Below are 16,179 nucleotides of genomic sequence, written 5' to 3'. Positions count from 1 at the left end.
GCGATGTCCGTATGGCGCGTTCAGTGCTTTCTTTCACCCCATTGACCCACCTCCGCACCCGTGGGTACGTTGTCCCAACCGATCTGGTCCACTGTCCCAGATTGATCGAAGGGCGCGCCGACGGCCGGAATCCGGCCCGGCGGCCCTTCCCTCCGCCACCAGAAAGAGGTGTGGTCCATGCTGCTCGGCTGGCGTGCCCGTATTGGGCAGATACGTCCCGCAACGGCCATCGAAGGTGCCGAGGAATGGCGCTCCGTCGCCCCCACCGGCGTCGCCTTCGCCGACGCGCGGACCATCGTCCCCCGCGTCGACGCCGACGGGCTGAAGGAGATGATGTCCCAGGTCCTGGAGGCGTCCCGGCAACTGGCCACCGCGAAGGTGGACCTCATCGTCCAGTGCGGCGCCCCCGGCACCTTCATCCCCGGCCCCGGCACCGACGAGAAGGTGACCGCCGAGATCGAGGCGGAAACCGGCATCCCGGCGATCACCATGATGCAGGCGCAGGTGGACGCCCTGCGCGCGGTCGGCGCCCGGTCCGTGGCCGTCGGCAGCATCTACACCGACGAGGTCAACGAGGCGCTGCGGGTCTATCTCACCGCCGTCGGCTTCGAGGTCCCCGTGATCGAAGGCCTCCAGATCACCGACCCCTACGAGGCCAGCGTCCATGACGCCGACAGCGCCTACCGGCTCGGCCGCAGGCTGCACCGGGCCGCCCCCGACGCCGACGCGCTCCTGATCTCCTGCGGCACCTTCCGCACCTTCGAGGTCCTGCCCTATCTGGAGCTGGACACCGGGGTACCGGTCGTCACCAGCAACCAGGCATCCCTGTGGCGGGCCCTGCGCCGTCTCGGCCTGCGCGACGAGATCCCGGCCCTCGGGCGGCTCGGCGCGATCGCCGAGTACTGAGAGCGCCGGCCACCGACTCCCCCTCCCCCGTATCCGAGGAGAACATCCCGTGCTCGTCGACGCCCTGCAATTCGTCAAGCCCTCCCGCGAACGCTTCGAGGAGTGGCACGTGGCCGGCATCCACGCCATCCACGCCACCGTCGCCATCTGGGAGGACTCCACCGAGACCATGCGCGAAGTGGGCCGCTGGCAGCGCCTGCTCGCCGAGAACTCCGATCTGCTCTGCGAGGGGCGCAGCGCCGACGACATCCGCCGGGCGAAGGAGCAGGGCCGTACCGCCGTCGTCCTGGGCTTCCAGAACAGCAGCCCGTTCGAGGACGACCTGGACCTGGTGGGCGCCTTCCACCAGGCGGGGGTCCGGATCGCCCAGCTCACGTACAACACCCAGAACTCCGCCGGGGCGGGCTGCTGGGAGGGTGAGGACGCCGGGCTCTCGCGCACCTACGGCATCAACCTCATCCGCGAGATGAACCAGGTCGGCATGGTCGTCGACATCTCCCACTGCAACGAGCGCACCTCCCTGGAGGCCATCGCGGCCTCCGAGCGGCCCGTCGCGGTCACCCACGCCAACCCCCGCGCGTTCGTCGGCGAGGACGTCGAACTGGCGCTCCGCAACAAGTCCGACACCGTGCTGAAGCAGACCGCCGAGTCCGGTGGGGTGGTCGGTCTGAGCATGTACCCGAGGATCGCCCCGGACGGGGTCGGCTGCACCGTCGACCGCTTCTGCGACATGGTCGCCTACACCGCCGACCTCATCGGCGTCGAACACGTCGGCCTCGGCTCCGACTACTACGCGGGCCACGGTGACGAGGAACTGCACTGGTGGCGACAGGGACGGTGGAGCCGCAGCCCGATGGTCCCCATCTCCGGCCCGGTCGAATTCCCCGACTGGTACGCGGGCGGGCTCGGTTACACGGCGGTACGGGAGCGGCTGCTGGAGCGGGGCTTCACGGCCGTCGAGGTCGAGCGGATCACCGGCGGCAACTGGGTGGACCTGTTCGAGGACGGCTTCACCGCCGCCGCCCCTGCCTGAGACCCGCCGGGGACCGCGCCCCCGTGCGCCGGGGTCCGCACCCCCGGATCGCGCCGGACCGGTGCCTCTCGCGCACCCCGACCGGCGCCCCTCGCCCATCCGGTCCGGCGCACCTCGCGCACCCGAACCCCCGCGCGCGCCGGAACACGGCCGGCGCACCGACACCAGGAGGACGAAGCCGGGATGAACCGTTACGACGCAGTCATCGTCGGCGGTGGCCACAACGGGCTGGTGACCGCCGCCTATCTCGGGCGCGCGGGGCTGAAGGTCGCGCTCCTGGAAGCACGGCCGGGGCTCGGCGGACCCTGCGGGGCGTACGAGTTCCTGCCCGGCCGCCGGCTCTCCTTCACGAACTCGCCCGGTTCGCTCAATCCGGCCGTCGTCGCCGAACTGGAACTCGCCCGGCACGGACTGCGGTTCGTCAGGGTGGATCCGACCGTGGTCCACCGGTTCGACGAAGGCTGTTTCATCGGCTGGCGGGACCCCGCCCGGGTCGACGAGCAGCTGAACGCCTTCGCCCCCGGCGAAGCCGCCCGCTACCGCGGCCTGATCAGCGGGCTGGAGCGGCTGGGCGCCCGGCTCGGGGTCCGTCTCGACGCTCCGCCGCCCGGACTCCCCACCCTGAAGAAACGTTTGTCCGACCCGGCGGACCTCCGCCTCTTCGACGCGGTCTTCGAGGGCGGTCTGACCGATCTGCTCGACACCCACCTCCGCTCCGACCGGGCCAAGGCGCTGCTCATGCTGCTCGCGCTCAACGCCCAGCTCGTACCGCCGTCCGCGCCGGGCAGCGCCGTGGGGCTGATGATGCGCCCCTTCGCGCTGGCCGCCGGGGCGGAGCCCGACGGTGCCGCACGGCTCGCGCTGCGCGGCTCCACCGGGCTGCCGGTCGGCTCGATGAGCGCCATCGTCGACGCCCTGGCCAGGGCCTGCCGGGCCCACAGCGTGGAGCTGCGGACCGGCACCCCGGTGGCCCGGGTGCTGCACGGGCCCGACGGGGTACGGGGTGTCGTCACCGCCACCGGCGAGGAGTTCACCGCCCGGCGGGTGATCTCCACCGTCAACCCGCACCACCTCTTCCGCGATCTGCTGGACGCGGAGGCCATGGACCCCGGGATCCGTACCGCCGTCCTCGGCAAACCGATGCGCGGCTCCGCCTTCAAAGTGGTCCTGGAGGTCGACGCCCTGCCGCCGTACGCCGGGCTGCCCGAAGGCGCCGACCCCGGGGCGGTGCGCGCCTGCCAGTTCCGGTTCGGCTCCTCACCGGGGTCCGTCGAAGCGGCGATCACCGCCGCGCTGGCGGGCCGCACCGGCGACGAGATCCTGATGTGGGGGCTGACACCGACCCTCACCTCCCCCGGGCTCACTCCCGGCGGCACCCATCTGATCAGCGTCAACGCCTGGCACGCGCCCTACCACCCGCACGACGGGCCCTGGGACGCCGAACGGACGGACCGGTTCGGGCGGCGCTGTATCGAACAGCTCGGTCTGCTGATGCCGGGCCTCGCCGACCGGATCGTGGACCACCGCTTCATGAACCCCGTGGAGATGGCGGCCGAACTCGGCCTGGAAGGCAGCAACATCACCCACGGGGACATGCTTCCCACCGACCTCTTCGGCACCCGCCCGCACCCCGCCCTCGCCGCCTACCGCACCCCCCTCGCCGGCTTCTACACCGGCGGCAGCGGGACCTGGCCGGGCGGCTACGTCACCGGTACGCCCGGCAGGAACGCCGCCGCCGCCGTCCTGCGCGATCTCCACCACACGCCCGCGGACCCGCGCCCATCCGTACTCGAACAAAGGCCGCATCCATGAGGTTCTCCCACCCGACCGGGCCACCGGGACCGGCTGGCGCCACCGTGCGCCGCGCCCTCGCCCCCCTCGTCGCCACCGCAGTCCTGCTCACCGGCGCGCTCACCGGCTGCGCGTCGCCGCCCTCCTTCGGCCGCGACCGGGACACCCTGGTCGTCGGCGCCGAGGGCGAGATCCCCGTACTCGACCCCCAGCGGCTCTCCGGCACCGTGGGACTGCGGGTCGTGGACGCGCTCTTCGACCCGCTGATCCGCGAGGACCTCGCCACCAGGACCGACCGGGCGCCCGCGCTGCGCCCCGCCCTGGCCACCTCGTGGAAGGTGTCCCCGGACGCCCTCACCTACACCCTCGCCCTGCGCGAGAACGTCGCCTTCACCGACGGCACCCCCTTCGACGCCGCGTCCGTGAAGCTGAACTTCGACCGGATCTCCGTCAAGGAGTCGCCGGTCTACGACGCCACCGCCGCGGGCAACATGAAGTTCCTGACCCGCTGGATCGACCGGGTCGAGGTCCGCGGCCCGCACACCGTCGCCCTGCGCCTCACCAAGCCGTACACCGGACTCCCCCGTGTGCTCACCGACCGCCGGATGTCCCTCATCAGCCCCGCGGTACTGCGCGCCCACGCCCCGGACGACGTCGGCCTGCACCCCGTCGGCACCGGCCCCTTCCGCCAGCACCGCGCCGACCACGGCAAACGGGTCGAGCTGAAGCGCAACACGGCGTACTGGGGAGGGGTCCCCAAGACCCCGTCCATCATCGTCGAATCGGTCAGCGACCCGACCACCCTCGCCATCGCCGCCCAGACCGGCGAGGTGGACGCCATCCTCAGCGCGGGCGCCCAGCAGGTGCGCCAGCTCGCCGGGCAGGACACCATGACCGTCCAGTACCCCGAGCCCGCCAACCAGTACTTCCTGCGGCTCAACACCCGTACCGCCCCCACCGACAACGCGCTCTTCCGCCGGGCCCTCAACCACGCCGTGGACCGGGAGGCCATCGCCACCCTCACCGCGGACCAGGTCGTCCCGTCGCACGGCCCGCTGCCCCTCGGCAACGAGGCCTACCGGCAGGCCCCCGCCGAAACCACCGAACCCGCCGAAACCACCAAACCCACCGACACCACCGGGACCGGCGGGACCGGCGGGACCGGCGGCTACGCCCACGACCCCGCCCTCGCCAAGCGGCTGATCGCCGAGAGCGGAGTGCGCACCCCCGTGACGCTCCGGCTGCTCGCGCCCGACAGCGGCCCCGGCTTCTCCCAGGCCACCGAGATCATGTCGCTGATCCAGCAGGACCTCAAAAAGGTCGGCGTCCGGCTGGACGTCCAGTACATGGAGTTCGCCTCACTCGTCGCCGAGGAGGGCGGCGGATACAAGAACGGCGTCCACGGCTCCTTCAACGGCTGGACCACCGGCGCCGACTCCGGCGACTTCCTGGAGCGGATGTTCAGCGGGGAACTGCATCCCCCCAACGGCGTCAACCGGGGCTGGTACCGCAACCCCGCCGTCGACACCCTCCTCGACCGGGCCCGCGCCGAACCCGGGGAGGAGACCCGGATGGAGCTGTACCGCCGGGCGGCCGACACCATCGCCGGGGACGCGCCCTGGGTCTTCCTCTACCAGGACCGGCTGCCCCGGCTGCTCAGCCTCAAGGTCGAAGGCGTCACCGCGGCGCCGTCCGTCTACATCGACTACACCACCATCCGCCGCGGGTGAGGAGGAGGTCCCCGTCATGAACGCCACTGCGGCACCCGTGCCCCGTACCGTGTCCCGGCCCCGCCTGCGCGAACGACTGCGCACCGCGGGCGGCGGCAACGCCACCACGGCCATCGGCGGCGGCATCGTCGCCCTGACCGTGCTGGTCGCCCTGCTCGCCCCCTGGATCGCCCCCGCCGACCCGCTCGCCACCGATCCGTCGGCCATCGGCCTCGCCCCCTTCAGCGGCGGCCATCTCCTCGGCACCGACGAGGTCGGCCGGGACATCCTCAGCCGGCTGATGCACGGCAGCAGGCTCGCCCTGCTCGTCGCGGTCGTGCCCACCCTGCTCGCACTGCTGATCGGCGGGCTCATCGGCCTGGTCTCCGGCTATGCCGGCGGCTGGCTGGACAGCGTCCTGATGCGCGTCTTCGACGTGATGTTCTCCTTCCCCGGCATCCTGCTCGCCCTCGGCATCGGCGTCGCCCTCGGCCCCGGACTGACCTCCATGGTGATCGCCATGGTCGTGGTCACCGTCCCCGAGTTCGGCCGGATCGTGCGCGGCAGCGTCGTCTCGCTGCGCCAGGAGCAGTACGTGGAGGCCGCCGCCGTACTCGGCTACCGGCACCGCCGGATCGCCCTGCGCCATATCGTCCCCAACCTCCTCGGCGGGCTGACCGTCTTCGCCACCCTCCAGACCGGGCGGAACGTCATCCTCGGCGCCAGCCTCGCCTTCCTCGGCCTGGGCGCCCAGCCGCCCGCCCCCGACTGGGGGCAGATGCTCAGCGGCGGCCGTGCCCTGCTGGTCACATCGCCGCATGTGGCGACCATCCCGGGCCTGGTCATCGTCGTCCTGGCGATCGGCTTCAACCTGCTCGGGGACGGCGTACGGGACCGGCTCGACCCGCGCAGCCGCCGGAGCCGGTCATGAGGGCCGCCCACCGCACCCACGGCCCCGTCACCGACACCAGCCCAGGAGGGGCGCCATGCTGACCTTCACCCTGCGCCGGGCGCTCCAGATGATCCCCGTCGTCCTCGGGGTGACCGTCGCCACCTTCGCGCTCGGCCAGATCATCCCCGGCGACCAGGCGACCGCCCTGCTCGGCCCCACCTCGTCCGAGGAGGACCGGCAGGCGCTCCGCGCCGATCTGGGGCTCGACGAGTCCGCGATCTCCCGCTACTTCACCTATCTCGGCAACCTCTTCGGCGGCGACCTCGGCCGCTCCCTCTCCTTCGGCCGCCCCGTCTCCGAGGTGCTGTCCGAACGGCTGCTCAACACCTTCCTGCTGTCCGGGACCGCGGTCGTCGTCGCCGCCGTCGCCGGGGTCGCCATCGGCACCTGGGCCGCCATGAAGCCGGGCTCCGCGCGGGACCGGGGACTGACCGTCGGGGTGCTCTTCCTCAACTCCGTACCGTCGTTCTGGTTCGGGCTCGTCCTCATCGTGGTCTTCTCCCTCCAGCTCCGGATGCTGCCCGCCACCGGGATGACCTCCATCGGCGGCGGGGGCGGGATCCTGGACGTCCTGGCGCATATGGTGCTCCCGGTGATCACCCTGTCGGCCTGGTCGCTCGCGGTGATCGCCCGGATGACCCGCTCGGCCGTCCTGGAAGTCATCGGCCACGACTACGTCCGCACCGCCCGCTCGCGCGGCGTCGGCGAACTCCGGGTCGTCACCCGCCATGTGCTGCCCAACGCGATGCCCTCGGTCGTCACCGTCATCGGGCTCCAGGCCGGTTTCCTGCTCAGCGGGGCGGTGCTCACGGAGACGGTGTTCTCCTGGCCCGGTATCGGACTCGCGCTGCACCAGGCCATCTCCACCCGGGACATCCCCCTCGTCCAGGGCGGAATCCTGATGATCGCCATCGCCTTCGTCCTCATCAACTTCCTTGTCGACGTGGTCCAGGCGTACTTCAACCCCAAGATCAAACTCGCGTAGCGGGAGGCACCATCGTGTCCGTCCTCGAAGTGGAACATCTCAGGGTCGCCTATCCCGACCGCGCCCGGCCGGCCGCCGCGGCCGCCGGACCGGGCCCCGTGCCGGGCCGGGTGGAGACCGTCCGCGACGTCTCGTTCCGGGTCGCCGAAGGCGAGTCCCTCGGCGTGGTCGGCGAATCGGGCTGCGGCAAAAGCCAGACCATGCTGGCCGTCCTCGGCCTGCTCGGCCACGAGGGCGCCGAGGTGCACGGCCGGATCACCTTCGACGGGCGCGATCTGACCGGGCTGCGCCCGAAGCAGTTCCGGGAGGTACGGGGCAGCGGTATCGCCCTGGTCTCGCAGGACGCCCTGTCCGCGCTCAACCCGGCCATGACCATCGGCGCCCAGATGGCCGAACCCCTCGTCCGCTACGACGGCCTCAGCCGCCGCGCCGCCCGGGACCGGTGCGCCGAACTCCTGGACCTGGTCGGCATCCCCGGCGCCCGCGACCGGCTCGCCAACTACCCGCACGAACTCTCCGGCGGAATGCGCCAGCGGGTCCTCATCGCCATGGCGGTCAGCCGGGAGCCCCGGCTGCTGATCGCCGACGAACCCACCACCGCCCTGGACGTCACCATCCAGGCCCAGGTGCTCGGCCTGATCGACCGGCTCCGCCGCGAACTGCGCATGGCGCTCGTCCTGATCACCCATGACCTGGGCGTGGCCGCCGGGGTCACCGACCGGATAGCGGTCATGTACGGCGGCCGGATCATCGAGACCGCGCCCACCACGGCGCTGTTCGACGCCCCCGGCCACCCGTACACCCGTGCCCTGATGGCCGCCGTGCCCCGGATGGACAGCCGGGTGGACCGGCTCCCCGCCATCCCGGGCTTCCCGCCGCACCCGGCCGACCCGCCGCCCGGCTGCGCCTTCCAGCCGCGCTGCGGCGAGGCCCGCCCGGAGTGCGGTGACGCCGTACCCGAACTCCGCCGCCTGCCCGGGGCCGATGCCGCGCACACGGTCCGCTGCCCGTACCCCGCGTCCGCCGCCGACGCGCCGCATCCCGCAGGAGCACCCGTATGAGCGCCCGCCCGAGCCACGAGACGACCGGCACCGACACGACCACCCGCACCCGCACCCGCACCCACACCCACACAGGCACCGGCACCGGCACCGGCACCGGCACCGGCACGGAAACCGGCGCCCGCCCCCCGGACGCCGTCACCGTCGAGGACCTCCGGGTCCACTTCCCCCTGCGCACCGGTGTGCTGCGCCGGGTGACCGGTACCGCCCGCGCCGTGGACGGGGTCTCCTTCACCGTCCCGGCCCGTTCCATCGTCACCGTGGTCGGGGAGAGCGGCAGCGGCAAGACCACCACCGGACGCGCCCTGGTCGGCCTCTCCCCGGTCGCCGGCGGGCGCATCCTCATCGAGGGCCGCCCCCTGGACCGGCTCCGGGCCGACCGGTCGCTGCCGCGCGTCGCGCAGATCGTCCACCAGGATCCGTACGCCAGTCTCAACCCCCGGATGACGATCGGCGCGATGATCCGCGAGGTCGTCCAGGTCCACCGCACGGTCCCCCGGGACCGGACCGCCGACCGGGCCGCCGAACTCCTCGCCCAGGTCGGTCTCGCCCCCGAACTCGCCGACCGCTACCCGCACGAACTCTCCGGCGGCCAGCGCCAGCGCGCCGCCATCGCCCGCGCCCTGGCCGTCGAACCCCGCTTCATCGTCTGCGACGAGATCGTCTCCGCCCTCGACGTCAGCGTGCAGGGCCAGATCGTCAATCTCGTCAAGGACCTGTGCCGGGACAGCGGGGTGGGCTTCCTGTTCATCTCCCACGATATGAGCGTGGTCCGGCATCTGTCCGACCGGGTCGTGGTGATGTACGGCGGGCGGGTGATGGAGAGCGGGCCGTGCGCCGAGGTGTTCGACACGCCCCGCCACCCGTACACCCACTCCCTGCTGGCCGCCGTGCCCGTGCCCGATCCGCGGGCCCCCGCCCCCGGCACCGGCGCGGCGGCCCGGCCCCGCGCCGAACCCCCGGACCCGGCCGACCCGCCGCCGGGCTGCCGCTTCCAGCGGGCCTGCCCCTTCGCGACGGAGGTGTGCCGCACCGAGGCTCCCCCGCAGACCGCCGTACCGGCCGGAACCGCTGAGGAGACCGGGGCCATGAAGCACACCGTGGCCTGCCACCACCACGACACACCCGGCGTACGGGCCGCGCTCACCGCGCCCGCCGCACGCACCACCGAGAGGACCACGACGTCATGACCCCGACCACCGCCGGCGGCCCGGCGGCAGCGCCCCCGCCCCCGTCCCCGTCTCCCGGGACCCCGCCGCCGGCCGAGTGGACCTCGTTCACCGGAGACCGCCGGTCGGCCCCCGGCGGCAGCGAAGTACCGCTCATCGACCCGGCGACCGGCGCCCGCTGGGGCACCGCCTGGCAGGATCCGGCCGCCGTCGACCAGGCGGTGGCCGCCGCCCGCGGCGCGCTGCGCTCACCGTCCTGGGCGGGGCTGCCCCAGCACGCCCGTGCCGATCTGCTGTACCGCCTCGGCGATGTGCTCGCCGCCCACGGCGACGAACTCGCCGCCCTGGAGACCCGCGCCAACGGCAAACCCCTGGCCGCGACCCGCGGCGAGGTGGCCGCGCTGGTGCGCTGGTACCGCTACTTCGCGGCCGTCGCCGAGACCCTGGAGGACCGGTCCCGCGCCCTGAGCGCCACCGCGAGCGCGGTGATCCGCGAGGAGCCGCTCGGGGTGGTCGCCGCGCTGACGCCCTTCAACGGGGCCCTCTCCCTGGGCTCGTGGAAGCTGGCCCCCGCCCTCGCCGCGGGCAATACGGTCGTCCTCAAACCGCCGCCCCAGGCCCCGGCCTCCTCGGTCCGGCTGGCCGAACTGGTGCTGGAGGCCGGCTTCCCGCCCGGCGTCGTCACCACCGTCATCGGCGGTGCGGCGGAGGCCCGGCGGCTGACCGAGCACCCGGACGTCGCCATGGTCACCTTCACCGGCAGTACGGCCGTCGCCCGGGTCCTCGGGGCGCTCGCCGCGGCCCGGATGAAGCGGTTCGTCTGCGAGGCGGGCGGGAAGTCCGCCCATCTGGTCTTCGCGGACGGTGATCTCGACGCGGCCGTCACCGCCGCCCGGCAGGGCGCCTTCTCCGCCGCCGGGCAGACCTGTGTGGCGGGGTCCCGGCTGCTCGTCGAGGAATCCGTGTACGACGAGTTCCTGGCCCGGTTCGCCGCGTCGGTGGAGGAGCTGCGGGTCGGTGACCCGCGCGATCCGGGCACCCACGTCGGCCCGCTCGCCTCGGCGGCGGCGCTGGAGCGGGTGGAGTCGTACGTCGCCGGCGCGGTACGGGACGGCGCCCGCGTACTGACGGGCGGACGGCGCCCCGGCAACGACGGCGGTTTCTGGTACCGGCCCACGGTCCTGGCCGGTGTGCGCGCCGATATGGCGGTCTGCCGGGAGGAGGTCTTCGGGCCGGTCGCCACCGTCCAGCCCTTCTCCGGCGAGGACGAGGCGGTCGCGCTCGCCAATTCCCTGGAGTACGGGCTCGCCGCGGGCCTGTGGACCCGGGACGCGAGCCGGGCCCACCGGGTCGCGTCCCGGCTGGAGGCCGGAGTGGTGTGGGTCAACACCTACCGGCTGCTGCACTGGTCGGTCCCGTTCGGCGGCCACAAGCAGTCCGGGCTCGGCCGGGAGAACGGCGTGGAGGCCGTACGCGAATTCCTCCAGACGAAGTCGGTGGTGACGGAATACGGCACCCCGGCCGACCCCTTCGCCCGCTGACCCATTCCCTGCCCCAAAACGGAGGACATCATGGAATTCCTGGTCAACATCCGCATCGGATGGCCCGAGGACATGGACCCGGCCCGTAAAGAAGCGGTGTCCACCGCCGAACGCGCGCATGCCGCCGAACTGGCCGCCGCCGGTCATCTGGTCCGCATGTGGCGGGTGCCCGGCCGTACCGAGAACTGGGGCCTGTGGCGGGCCGCCGACCCCACCGAACTGCACGCGATCATCTCCTCCCTCCCGGTCTGGCCGTGGATGGACGTCACCGTCCACGCCCTGGCCACCCACCCGGTGGACCCGCAGCCGCCACTCGCCGCGGACGCCTGAGCCCCCTTCTGCCTCTGCCCGCCGACGGTGGTTCCGGCGGGCAGAGGCAGGTATGCCCTGGGCGTCAGGAGTCCTGCTGCTGCTCCCCGGCGGTCTCACGGATCCCGGCACGGGCGGTGTCCGCCTGTTCCTGGATACGCCGCTGTACGGCGGCGGGGACGCCCTGATCCTGGAAGTGGGTGACGAGGGTGTCGAGGGTGGCCTCGGCGCGTTCGAGGTCGCCCGCCTTGGCGTGGACGGTGGCGAGCCGGCGGAAGGCCGCGTTGAGGGTGAGGTTGTCCAGACCGGTGTCCTGGTCGGTACGGGAGACGGTGATGGCTTCGGTGAGCTGGGAGACGGCGGTCTTGGTATCGGGCCCGCGGACCTGGAGGCGGCCGTCGCCGATGCTCTGGAAGTGGCGTCCGGCGTTGGCGCCCCGCGCGAGCCGGGCGTAGGCGGCGAGCGGATGGTCGCCGTGGCGTTCGATCAGCTCCTGGAGGGCGTCGTTGCCGCTGGTGAGATGGGGTGCGTCGGAGCCGAGGAAGGCCAGCAGGGTGCCCTGTTCGTCGCCGGTGAGGAGTTCGCCGACTTCCTGGTCGGCGCGGTCGAGCGGGGTACGGACCCGGATGGTGCGGGTGGGCGCGACGGTTCGGGCCCCGTCGAGGCCGGTGTGGACGGCGGTCAGCTGGTAGGTGCCGGGTTCGGCGAAATAGAGGCCGTCGCTGCCGTAGCCCAGATAGGCGGTCTCGTAGACGGCCGGGTTCGCCTCGGTGAGGGTGACGGTCCACTCCGCCGCACCGTGTCCGGAGCAGCCGCGGGCGACGGGGCGGAAGGCCCGGGTACGGCCGTAGTTGTCGGTGATGACGACGGTGGTGCGCTCGGCCTGCGGGCCGATGTTCCCGGCCACGGTCACATCACCGCGTACCCCGGTCCGGGAGAGCTTCAGTTCGACCATGACCGGTTCGCCGTAGCCGAAGATCAGCTTCCCGCCCAGGGAGAGCGCCAGGCCGGGGTCCTCGGGGGCGCCGGGCAGGACGAGCGCGGCCGGGGGCTGCGCGGGGTTGATGAGCGCCGCGTTGTAGCCGTATCCGTCCCCGCCGGGGACGACATTGCGGTAGAAGCCGTGGCGGAGGTGGCGCAGTTCGTCGTCGGTGAAGGCGAGGGGGAAGTCCTGCCAGAAGTGCTGGGCCTTCGCGCGCTCTCCGTTGGCGTAGTACGAGGGATAGTTCATCCAGGAGAGGTCCCCGTAGCCGTTGTTCGGCCCCAGTAGGCCGGGGGGAGCTGTGAGGTGTTTCTCCCAGGAGTGGACCAGATTGAAGACGTGCCCCAGCTCATGGACGTAGTTGAACAGCTCGAAGGCGTCGCCGATGTTGTTCTGGTCCCGCATATTGCTGTTGAAGACGGCCATGCCCTGGCGCTGACTGCCGGTGCCGTCGAACATCAATCCGGCCATATTGGGGTTGTCGGAGCTGCGGGAGGTGACGAAGGTCCAGATGCGCCACTGCTCCACGTCCCGGTGGAGACTGAAGTTGGCGGTCATGGCGGCGTGCAGCTCGGCTATGGACCACTGGAGGTCTGCGCCGGAGGTGTCGGCCACGGCGTTCACCTGGCCGGCGTTCCTCAGCTCGATGCCTGCCTCTGCGTAGGCGGAGGCGATGGTCAGCACCCGGTTGCGGTAGCCGCGTGGCGTTTCGTGGCGCGAGGTGTCGTAGCTCTGGAAGACGGTCTCGCCCGCCAGGGCATCGGTCTCCAGCTCCACCGACCGCAGCGCCGGACCCACGTAGGAGCAGGAGAGTTGCAGTGACGTGCTGTTGTCGCGGGTCAGCAGGGCGAAGTGGGCCGTGGGCATGGGGCTGTTCACGGCGACCCGGGACGCGTGGAAGACGAGCTGTGTCCATGGTGAGTTGTTGGCCCAGGAGAGGCCCGTAGTGGACACGTTGACCATTCCGAATCCCGATACGACGGACAGCTCGGCGGTGGTACGGAAGGAGTCGGTCCAGGTGCCGCCGGTGAACAGGTCGCCGCTGATGACTCCCAGCGTCCGCTCGCCCTCCATATCGACCCGCACCTTGACCCGCTGGTTGCCGAGGGTGCCCGACCAGCGGCCGGTGAACGGACGGTGGGCCGTACGGTAGTGCTGGGGGAGCGCGGCCAGCCCCGGCACACCGAGCCGGTCCAGGGCGCCGGAGGCCAGCACCCCGCTCTTCCAGTTCAGCAGCACGCCCTGGGCGCCCTTGATCAGCAGGCTCTGCCGGGTGCCGTCGGCCGCGGGCTTGTACGGCGCTACATGGTCCAGCCCGGAGCGGAAGTCCTCGGGTAACTGCGCCCAGCCCGCGCAGCCCGATGCGTCCGGTCCGTCGGTGATCAGTGCCTCGCGTACGACGCCGGTGGACCAGTTGAGGGTGAGGACCCGGTTGCCCTTGAAGAAGTACGTCTGCCGCGAGCCGTCCGCCGCGTGGGGAGCCTGGAACAGGGCATCTACCTGGGTGCGGTAGCCGGCCGGAAGCGCCGTGCCCCAGTTCGCCAGCGTCGTCCACGGCCCCTCGCTGAGGACCCGCCCGCCCTGCTCCCAGTCGTACCAGGTGTAGGTGTTGCCGTGGAAGAAGAGGCTCTGCTGCGGCTCCCCCGGCCGGGACAGCAGCAGCGCGCTGAGCGCCCCACCCCGGTTCGGGAAGTTGTACAGCTGGGGTGCCAGCCCGGTGAGCCAATCCGAGCCGATCCGCTGCTGCTCGTTGATCAGGGCGCCCTCGTTGCCCTCTGCGAACAACAGCCGCCACTCACTGCCCGCCGGAACCGCCAGCACCCAGCTGAAAGCCGTCGCCTTGTAGCGCATGAACCCCATGACCCGTACTCCTCTCAGAGAAGGTGAAGTCCGCGGACCGGCATGCCGCTCTCCAGCAGTGACCCCGCCCTGAAGCATGAGCGAAGGGGGGAGTGCCGGGCAGGAACAGCCGCTGTACAGAAAGCGGGTAAAGAAACGGTCATGCCGAGCCGGGCACAGTCGACCACACCCCGCCCTCACCGAAAATCGAACAGACAGTCCCCTGCGCTCGCACAGAGACGGAATGGCGCATACCCCCCTGATCCGGGAAGTCCGCGCTTCCCGCGCTTCCGGGACGCCGCCGAGACTCCGCCCGCATCCGGAACGATCGCCCCCACTGCCCGCACTCGGCGCCAGCAGCCCGAACGGCGGACCGCCCCGGAGCCCATGCCCCAGCCCCGTATCCCTGGGCTCCGCGGCCGTCCGCCCGCCGCCCCGCGCACACCAAGGGGAACCGCTCCACTCCCCTCTCCCCGGCCCCCGAGAACGACCGGAACCGGCCCCCCGGCAACGCGGGCCGCGCCCTGCCCGTACGTGCAAAGCAGTGAAGTTCCGGGCTCCGCGGGTTGCGGCGGACCCCGGACGGGGAGCGCTCCTCCCGGATGGACCCCGGACCGTGAGAACTCGCTCTCGGCGACCGGCGGTCCCGGCAGGTTCGACCGCGAGGAGTGATGACCACCATGGGGTGTCGCCGTACGAAGTTGATTTCCGGGCTGGCTGCCGGGGCCGGTGCGCTGGCCTGCACCATGGCCCTGGGCCTCCCGGCCGCCGCCCAGACCGCGCCGGCGCAGGCAGCCGACTTCGCCTGGCACTGTGCCGGAGAGTCGGGATGGCACTACCCGCAAAGCACCTTCGAGGTCCGCACGCTCCTCTGCCTGGGCGAGAAGTTCGGGCAGCTCACCCCGACCCAGACCTCGGAGTGCAAGTTCAACGGAAACTTCGGCTGGGCGCCGTCCCAGTGCGACTCCAAGGACCTGCGGTTCCGCCTCACCGACCCGAACGGCACGGTCCACAACGGCTCCATGCCCGACGGCACGGGCTCCTACTGGGACAACTACGGCACTCCCGAGGTGCCCTGTGTCGTGGGCGACTGGAAGTTCGAACAGTCCTCGGCCCACCGCAAGTACGGCGACAGCCCCACCTGGAACCCGCCCGGCCCCTGGGGCGACACCTCCTCCACCAGAACCGTCCACGTCAGCGCCTGCACCTGACCCACCGAACCACCCACCCGGCCCCTGCCCCCAGCAGGGGCCACCACACCTCGACCGGCCGGCACTCCCGGCCCCTCACAGTCGCCGCCCAAGCCTCCCGGGATCATAAAAAAGCCAGGTCAGACTAAGTCTGACCTGGCTTTTCGACTGAGCCGCCTTCGGGATTCGAACCCGAGACCTACGCATTACGAGGGCCTGCAAGATCGTGACAGGTGATGCCTGACCATTACACAGAATCCCGTTTCCCAAGGTCAGAAGCCTGCCAGCTCTGCAAACATGACTCCTAATCCAATGGATGCCGTGCAGTCCGCTCACGCATCGCTCACGCGAACCTGTCATTCACACCAGACCGAAGCCGCCCCCGAACTACTCCCACTAACCTCGGCATGGCAATCCGCGGCCCCGCTTTGCCCGTTTCGTGCTACAACTTCCGTTGTGCGCCAATCAAGTCCCCGACTGGCAGTCGCGGGACCCCTGCCTGAGCTTCCCTGTGCGACACGAAGTTGCGATCCAAGTCCACACAAATTCCCATCACAACATAACCCTGCTCGACACGCTCCAGTCCGCCGTCCAAGCGACCGTACCCGCAGCACCGATTGCACCGGGATTTGCCACCTGCCCCACAGCAAACGTCTACCGCCAACGTCATGAACCTGCGATGCGGCTCGCCGACAAAAGCCGCTCGCAGATC

The 16,179-nt window shown here is 71.6% G+C and carries 12 protein-coding genes; 11 read left to right on the top strand and 1 reads right to left on the bottom strand.

The annotated features are described in order from the left end of the window. The first annotated feature begins 177 nt into the window (after window positions 1-177). The 10 genes from ACIQ9E_RS10095 (at window position 178) to ACIQ9E_RS10050 (ending at window position 11,477) form a co-directional block, all read left to right on the top strand. The gene (locus ACIQ9E_RS10095) at window positions 178-906 is read left to right on the top strand and encodes an aspartate/glutamate racemase family protein (RefSeq protein ID WP_403704795.1); all 729 of its coding nucleotides are present in this window, start codon (window positions 178-180) and stop codon (window positions 904-906) included. Window positions 907-955: 49 nt separating this feature from the next. Next, window positions 956-1,939 (top strand): membrane dipeptidase, encoded by a 984-nt coding sequence (locus ACIQ9E_RS10090; protein WP_403704792.1) that lies wholly within the window; start codon window positions 956-958, stop codon window positions 1,937-1,939. A 183-nt stretch (window positions 1,940-2,122) separates the two neighbouring features. Then, the gene (locus ACIQ9E_RS10085; RefSeq protein ID WP_403704789.1) at window positions 2,123-3,751 is read left to right on the top strand and encodes a phytoene desaturase family protein; all 1,629 of its coding nucleotides are present in this window, start codon (window positions 2,123-2,125) and stop codon (window positions 3,749-3,751) included. Beyond that, window positions 3,748-5,460: an ABC transporter substrate-binding protein gene (locus tag ACIQ9E_RS10080; RefSeq protein ID WP_403704786.1), complete on the top strand. Its 1,713-nt coding sequence runs from the start codon at window positions 3,748-3,750 to the stop codon at window positions 5,458-5,460. The genes ACIQ9E_RS10085 and ACIQ9E_RS10080 overlap by 4 nt, the downstream gene beginning before the upstream one ends. A gap of 16 nt (window positions 5,461-5,476) precedes the next feature. Further along, complete coding sequence (locus ACIQ9E_RS10075; protein ID WP_403704783.1) at window positions 5,477-6,370, top strand: ABC transporter permease; 894 nt, start codon at window positions 5,477-5,479, stop codon at window positions 6,368-6,370. A 55-nt stretch (window positions 6,371-6,425) separates the two neighbouring features. Then, complete coding sequence (locus ACIQ9E_RS10070; protein ID WP_403704781.1) at window positions 6,426-7,376, top strand: ABC transporter permease; 951 nt, start codon at window positions 6,426-6,428, stop codon at window positions 7,374-7,376. Window positions 7,377-7,390: 14 nt separating this feature from the next. Continuing rightward, on the top strand, window positions 7,391-8,437 hold the full coding sequence (locus tag ACIQ9E_RS10065; RefSeq protein ID WP_403704778.1) for an ABC transporter ATP-binding protein: 1,047 nt from the start codon (window positions 7,391-7,393) through the stop codon (window positions 8,435-8,437). Further along, entirely contained in the window at window positions 8,434-9,627 is a 1,194-nt protein-coding gene (locus tag ACIQ9E_RS10060; RefSeq protein WP_403704775.1) for an oligopeptide/dipeptide ABC transporter ATP-binding protein, read from the top strand. Before ACIQ9E_RS10065 ends, ACIQ9E_RS10060 begins: the two co-directional genes overlap by 4 nt. Next, on the top strand, window positions 9,624-11,147 hold the full coding sequence (locus tag ACIQ9E_RS10055; protein ID WP_403704772.1) for an aldehyde dehydrogenase: 1,524 nt from the start codon (window positions 9,624-9,626) through the stop codon (window positions 11,145-11,147). Before ACIQ9E_RS10060 ends, ACIQ9E_RS10055 begins: the two co-directional genes overlap by 4 nt. Window positions 11,148-11,177: 30 nt before the next feature. Next, window positions 11,178-11,477 (top strand): muconolactone Delta-isomerase, encoded by a 300-nt coding sequence (locus ACIQ9E_RS10050; RefSeq protein ID WP_403704768.1) that lies wholly within the window; start codon window positions 11,178-11,180, stop codon window positions 11,475-11,477. A gap of 64 nt (window positions 11,478-11,541) precedes the next feature. Here ACIQ9E_RS10050 and ACIQ9E_RS10045 read toward each other — a convergent pair whose 3' ends face one another. Further along, window positions 11,542-14,298, bottom strand: a complete 2,757-nt coding sequence (locus ACIQ9E_RS10045; protein ID WP_403704765.1) for a hypothetical protein — start codon at window positions 14,296-14,298, stop codon at window positions 11,542-11,544. Window positions 14,299-14,948: 650 nt separating this feature from the next. Here ACIQ9E_RS10045 and ACIQ9E_RS10040 point away from each other — a divergent pair. Beyond that, window positions 14,949-15,488: a hypothetical protein gene (locus ACIQ9E_RS10040; RefSeq protein ID WP_403704762.1), complete on the top strand. Its 540-nt coding sequence runs from the start codon at window positions 14,949-14,951 to the stop codon at window positions 15,486-15,488. Window positions 15,489-16,179 lie beyond the last annotated feature (691 nt).

Source organism: Streptomyces sp. NPDC094448 (genome assembly GCF_044763775.1).
Classification (GTDB): Bacteria; Actinomycetota; Actinomycetes; order Streptomycetales; family Streptomycetaceae; genus Streptomyces.
Note: the sequence above shows the minus strand (reverse complement) of the source record. Positions and strands in the feature narration are given on the sequence as shown.

Bases quoted from the DNA above. Each gene is read 5' to 3' on its own strand.
- ACIQ9E_RS10095 (WP_403704795.1), top strand. From the start codon at position 178: ATGCTGCTCGGCTGGCGTGCCCGTATTGGGCAGATACGTCCCGCAACG.
- ACIQ9E_RS10085 (WP_403704789.1), top strand. From the start codon at position 2,123: ATGAACCGTTACGACGCAGTCATCGTCGGCGGTGGCCACAACGGGCTG.
- ACIQ9E_RS10080 (WP_403704786.1), top strand. From the start codon at position 3,748: ATGAGGTTCTCCCACCCGACCGGGCCACCGGGACCGGCTGGCGCCACC.
- ACIQ9E_RS10075 (WP_403704783.1), top strand. From the start codon at position 5,477: ATGAACGCCACTGCGGCACCCGTGCCCCGTACCGTGTCCCGGCCCCGC.
- ACIQ9E_RS10070 (WP_403704781.1), top strand. From the start codon at position 6,426: ATGCTGACCTTCACCCTGCGCCGGGCGCTCCAGATGATCCCCGTCGTC.
- ACIQ9E_RS10060 (WP_403704775.1), top strand. From the start codon at position 8,434: ATGAGCGCCCGCCCGAGCCACGAGACGACCGGCACCGACACGACCACC.
- ACIQ9E_RS10055 (WP_403704772.1), top strand. From the start codon at position 9,624: ATGACCCCGACCACCGCCGGCGGCCCGGCGGCAGCGCCCCCGCCCCCG.
- ACIQ9E_RS10050 (WP_403704768.1), top strand. From the start codon at position 11,178: ATGGAATTCCTGGTCAACATCCGCATCGGATGGCCCGAGGACATGGAC.
- ACIQ9E_RS10045 (WP_403704765.1), bottom strand. From the start codon at position 14,298: ATGGGGTTCATGCGCTACAAGGCGACGGCTTTCAGCTGGGTGCTGGCG.
- ACIQ9E_RS10040 (WP_403704762.1), top strand. From the start codon at position 14,949: ATGACCACCATGGGGTGTCGCCGTACGAAGTTGATTTCCGGGCTGGCT.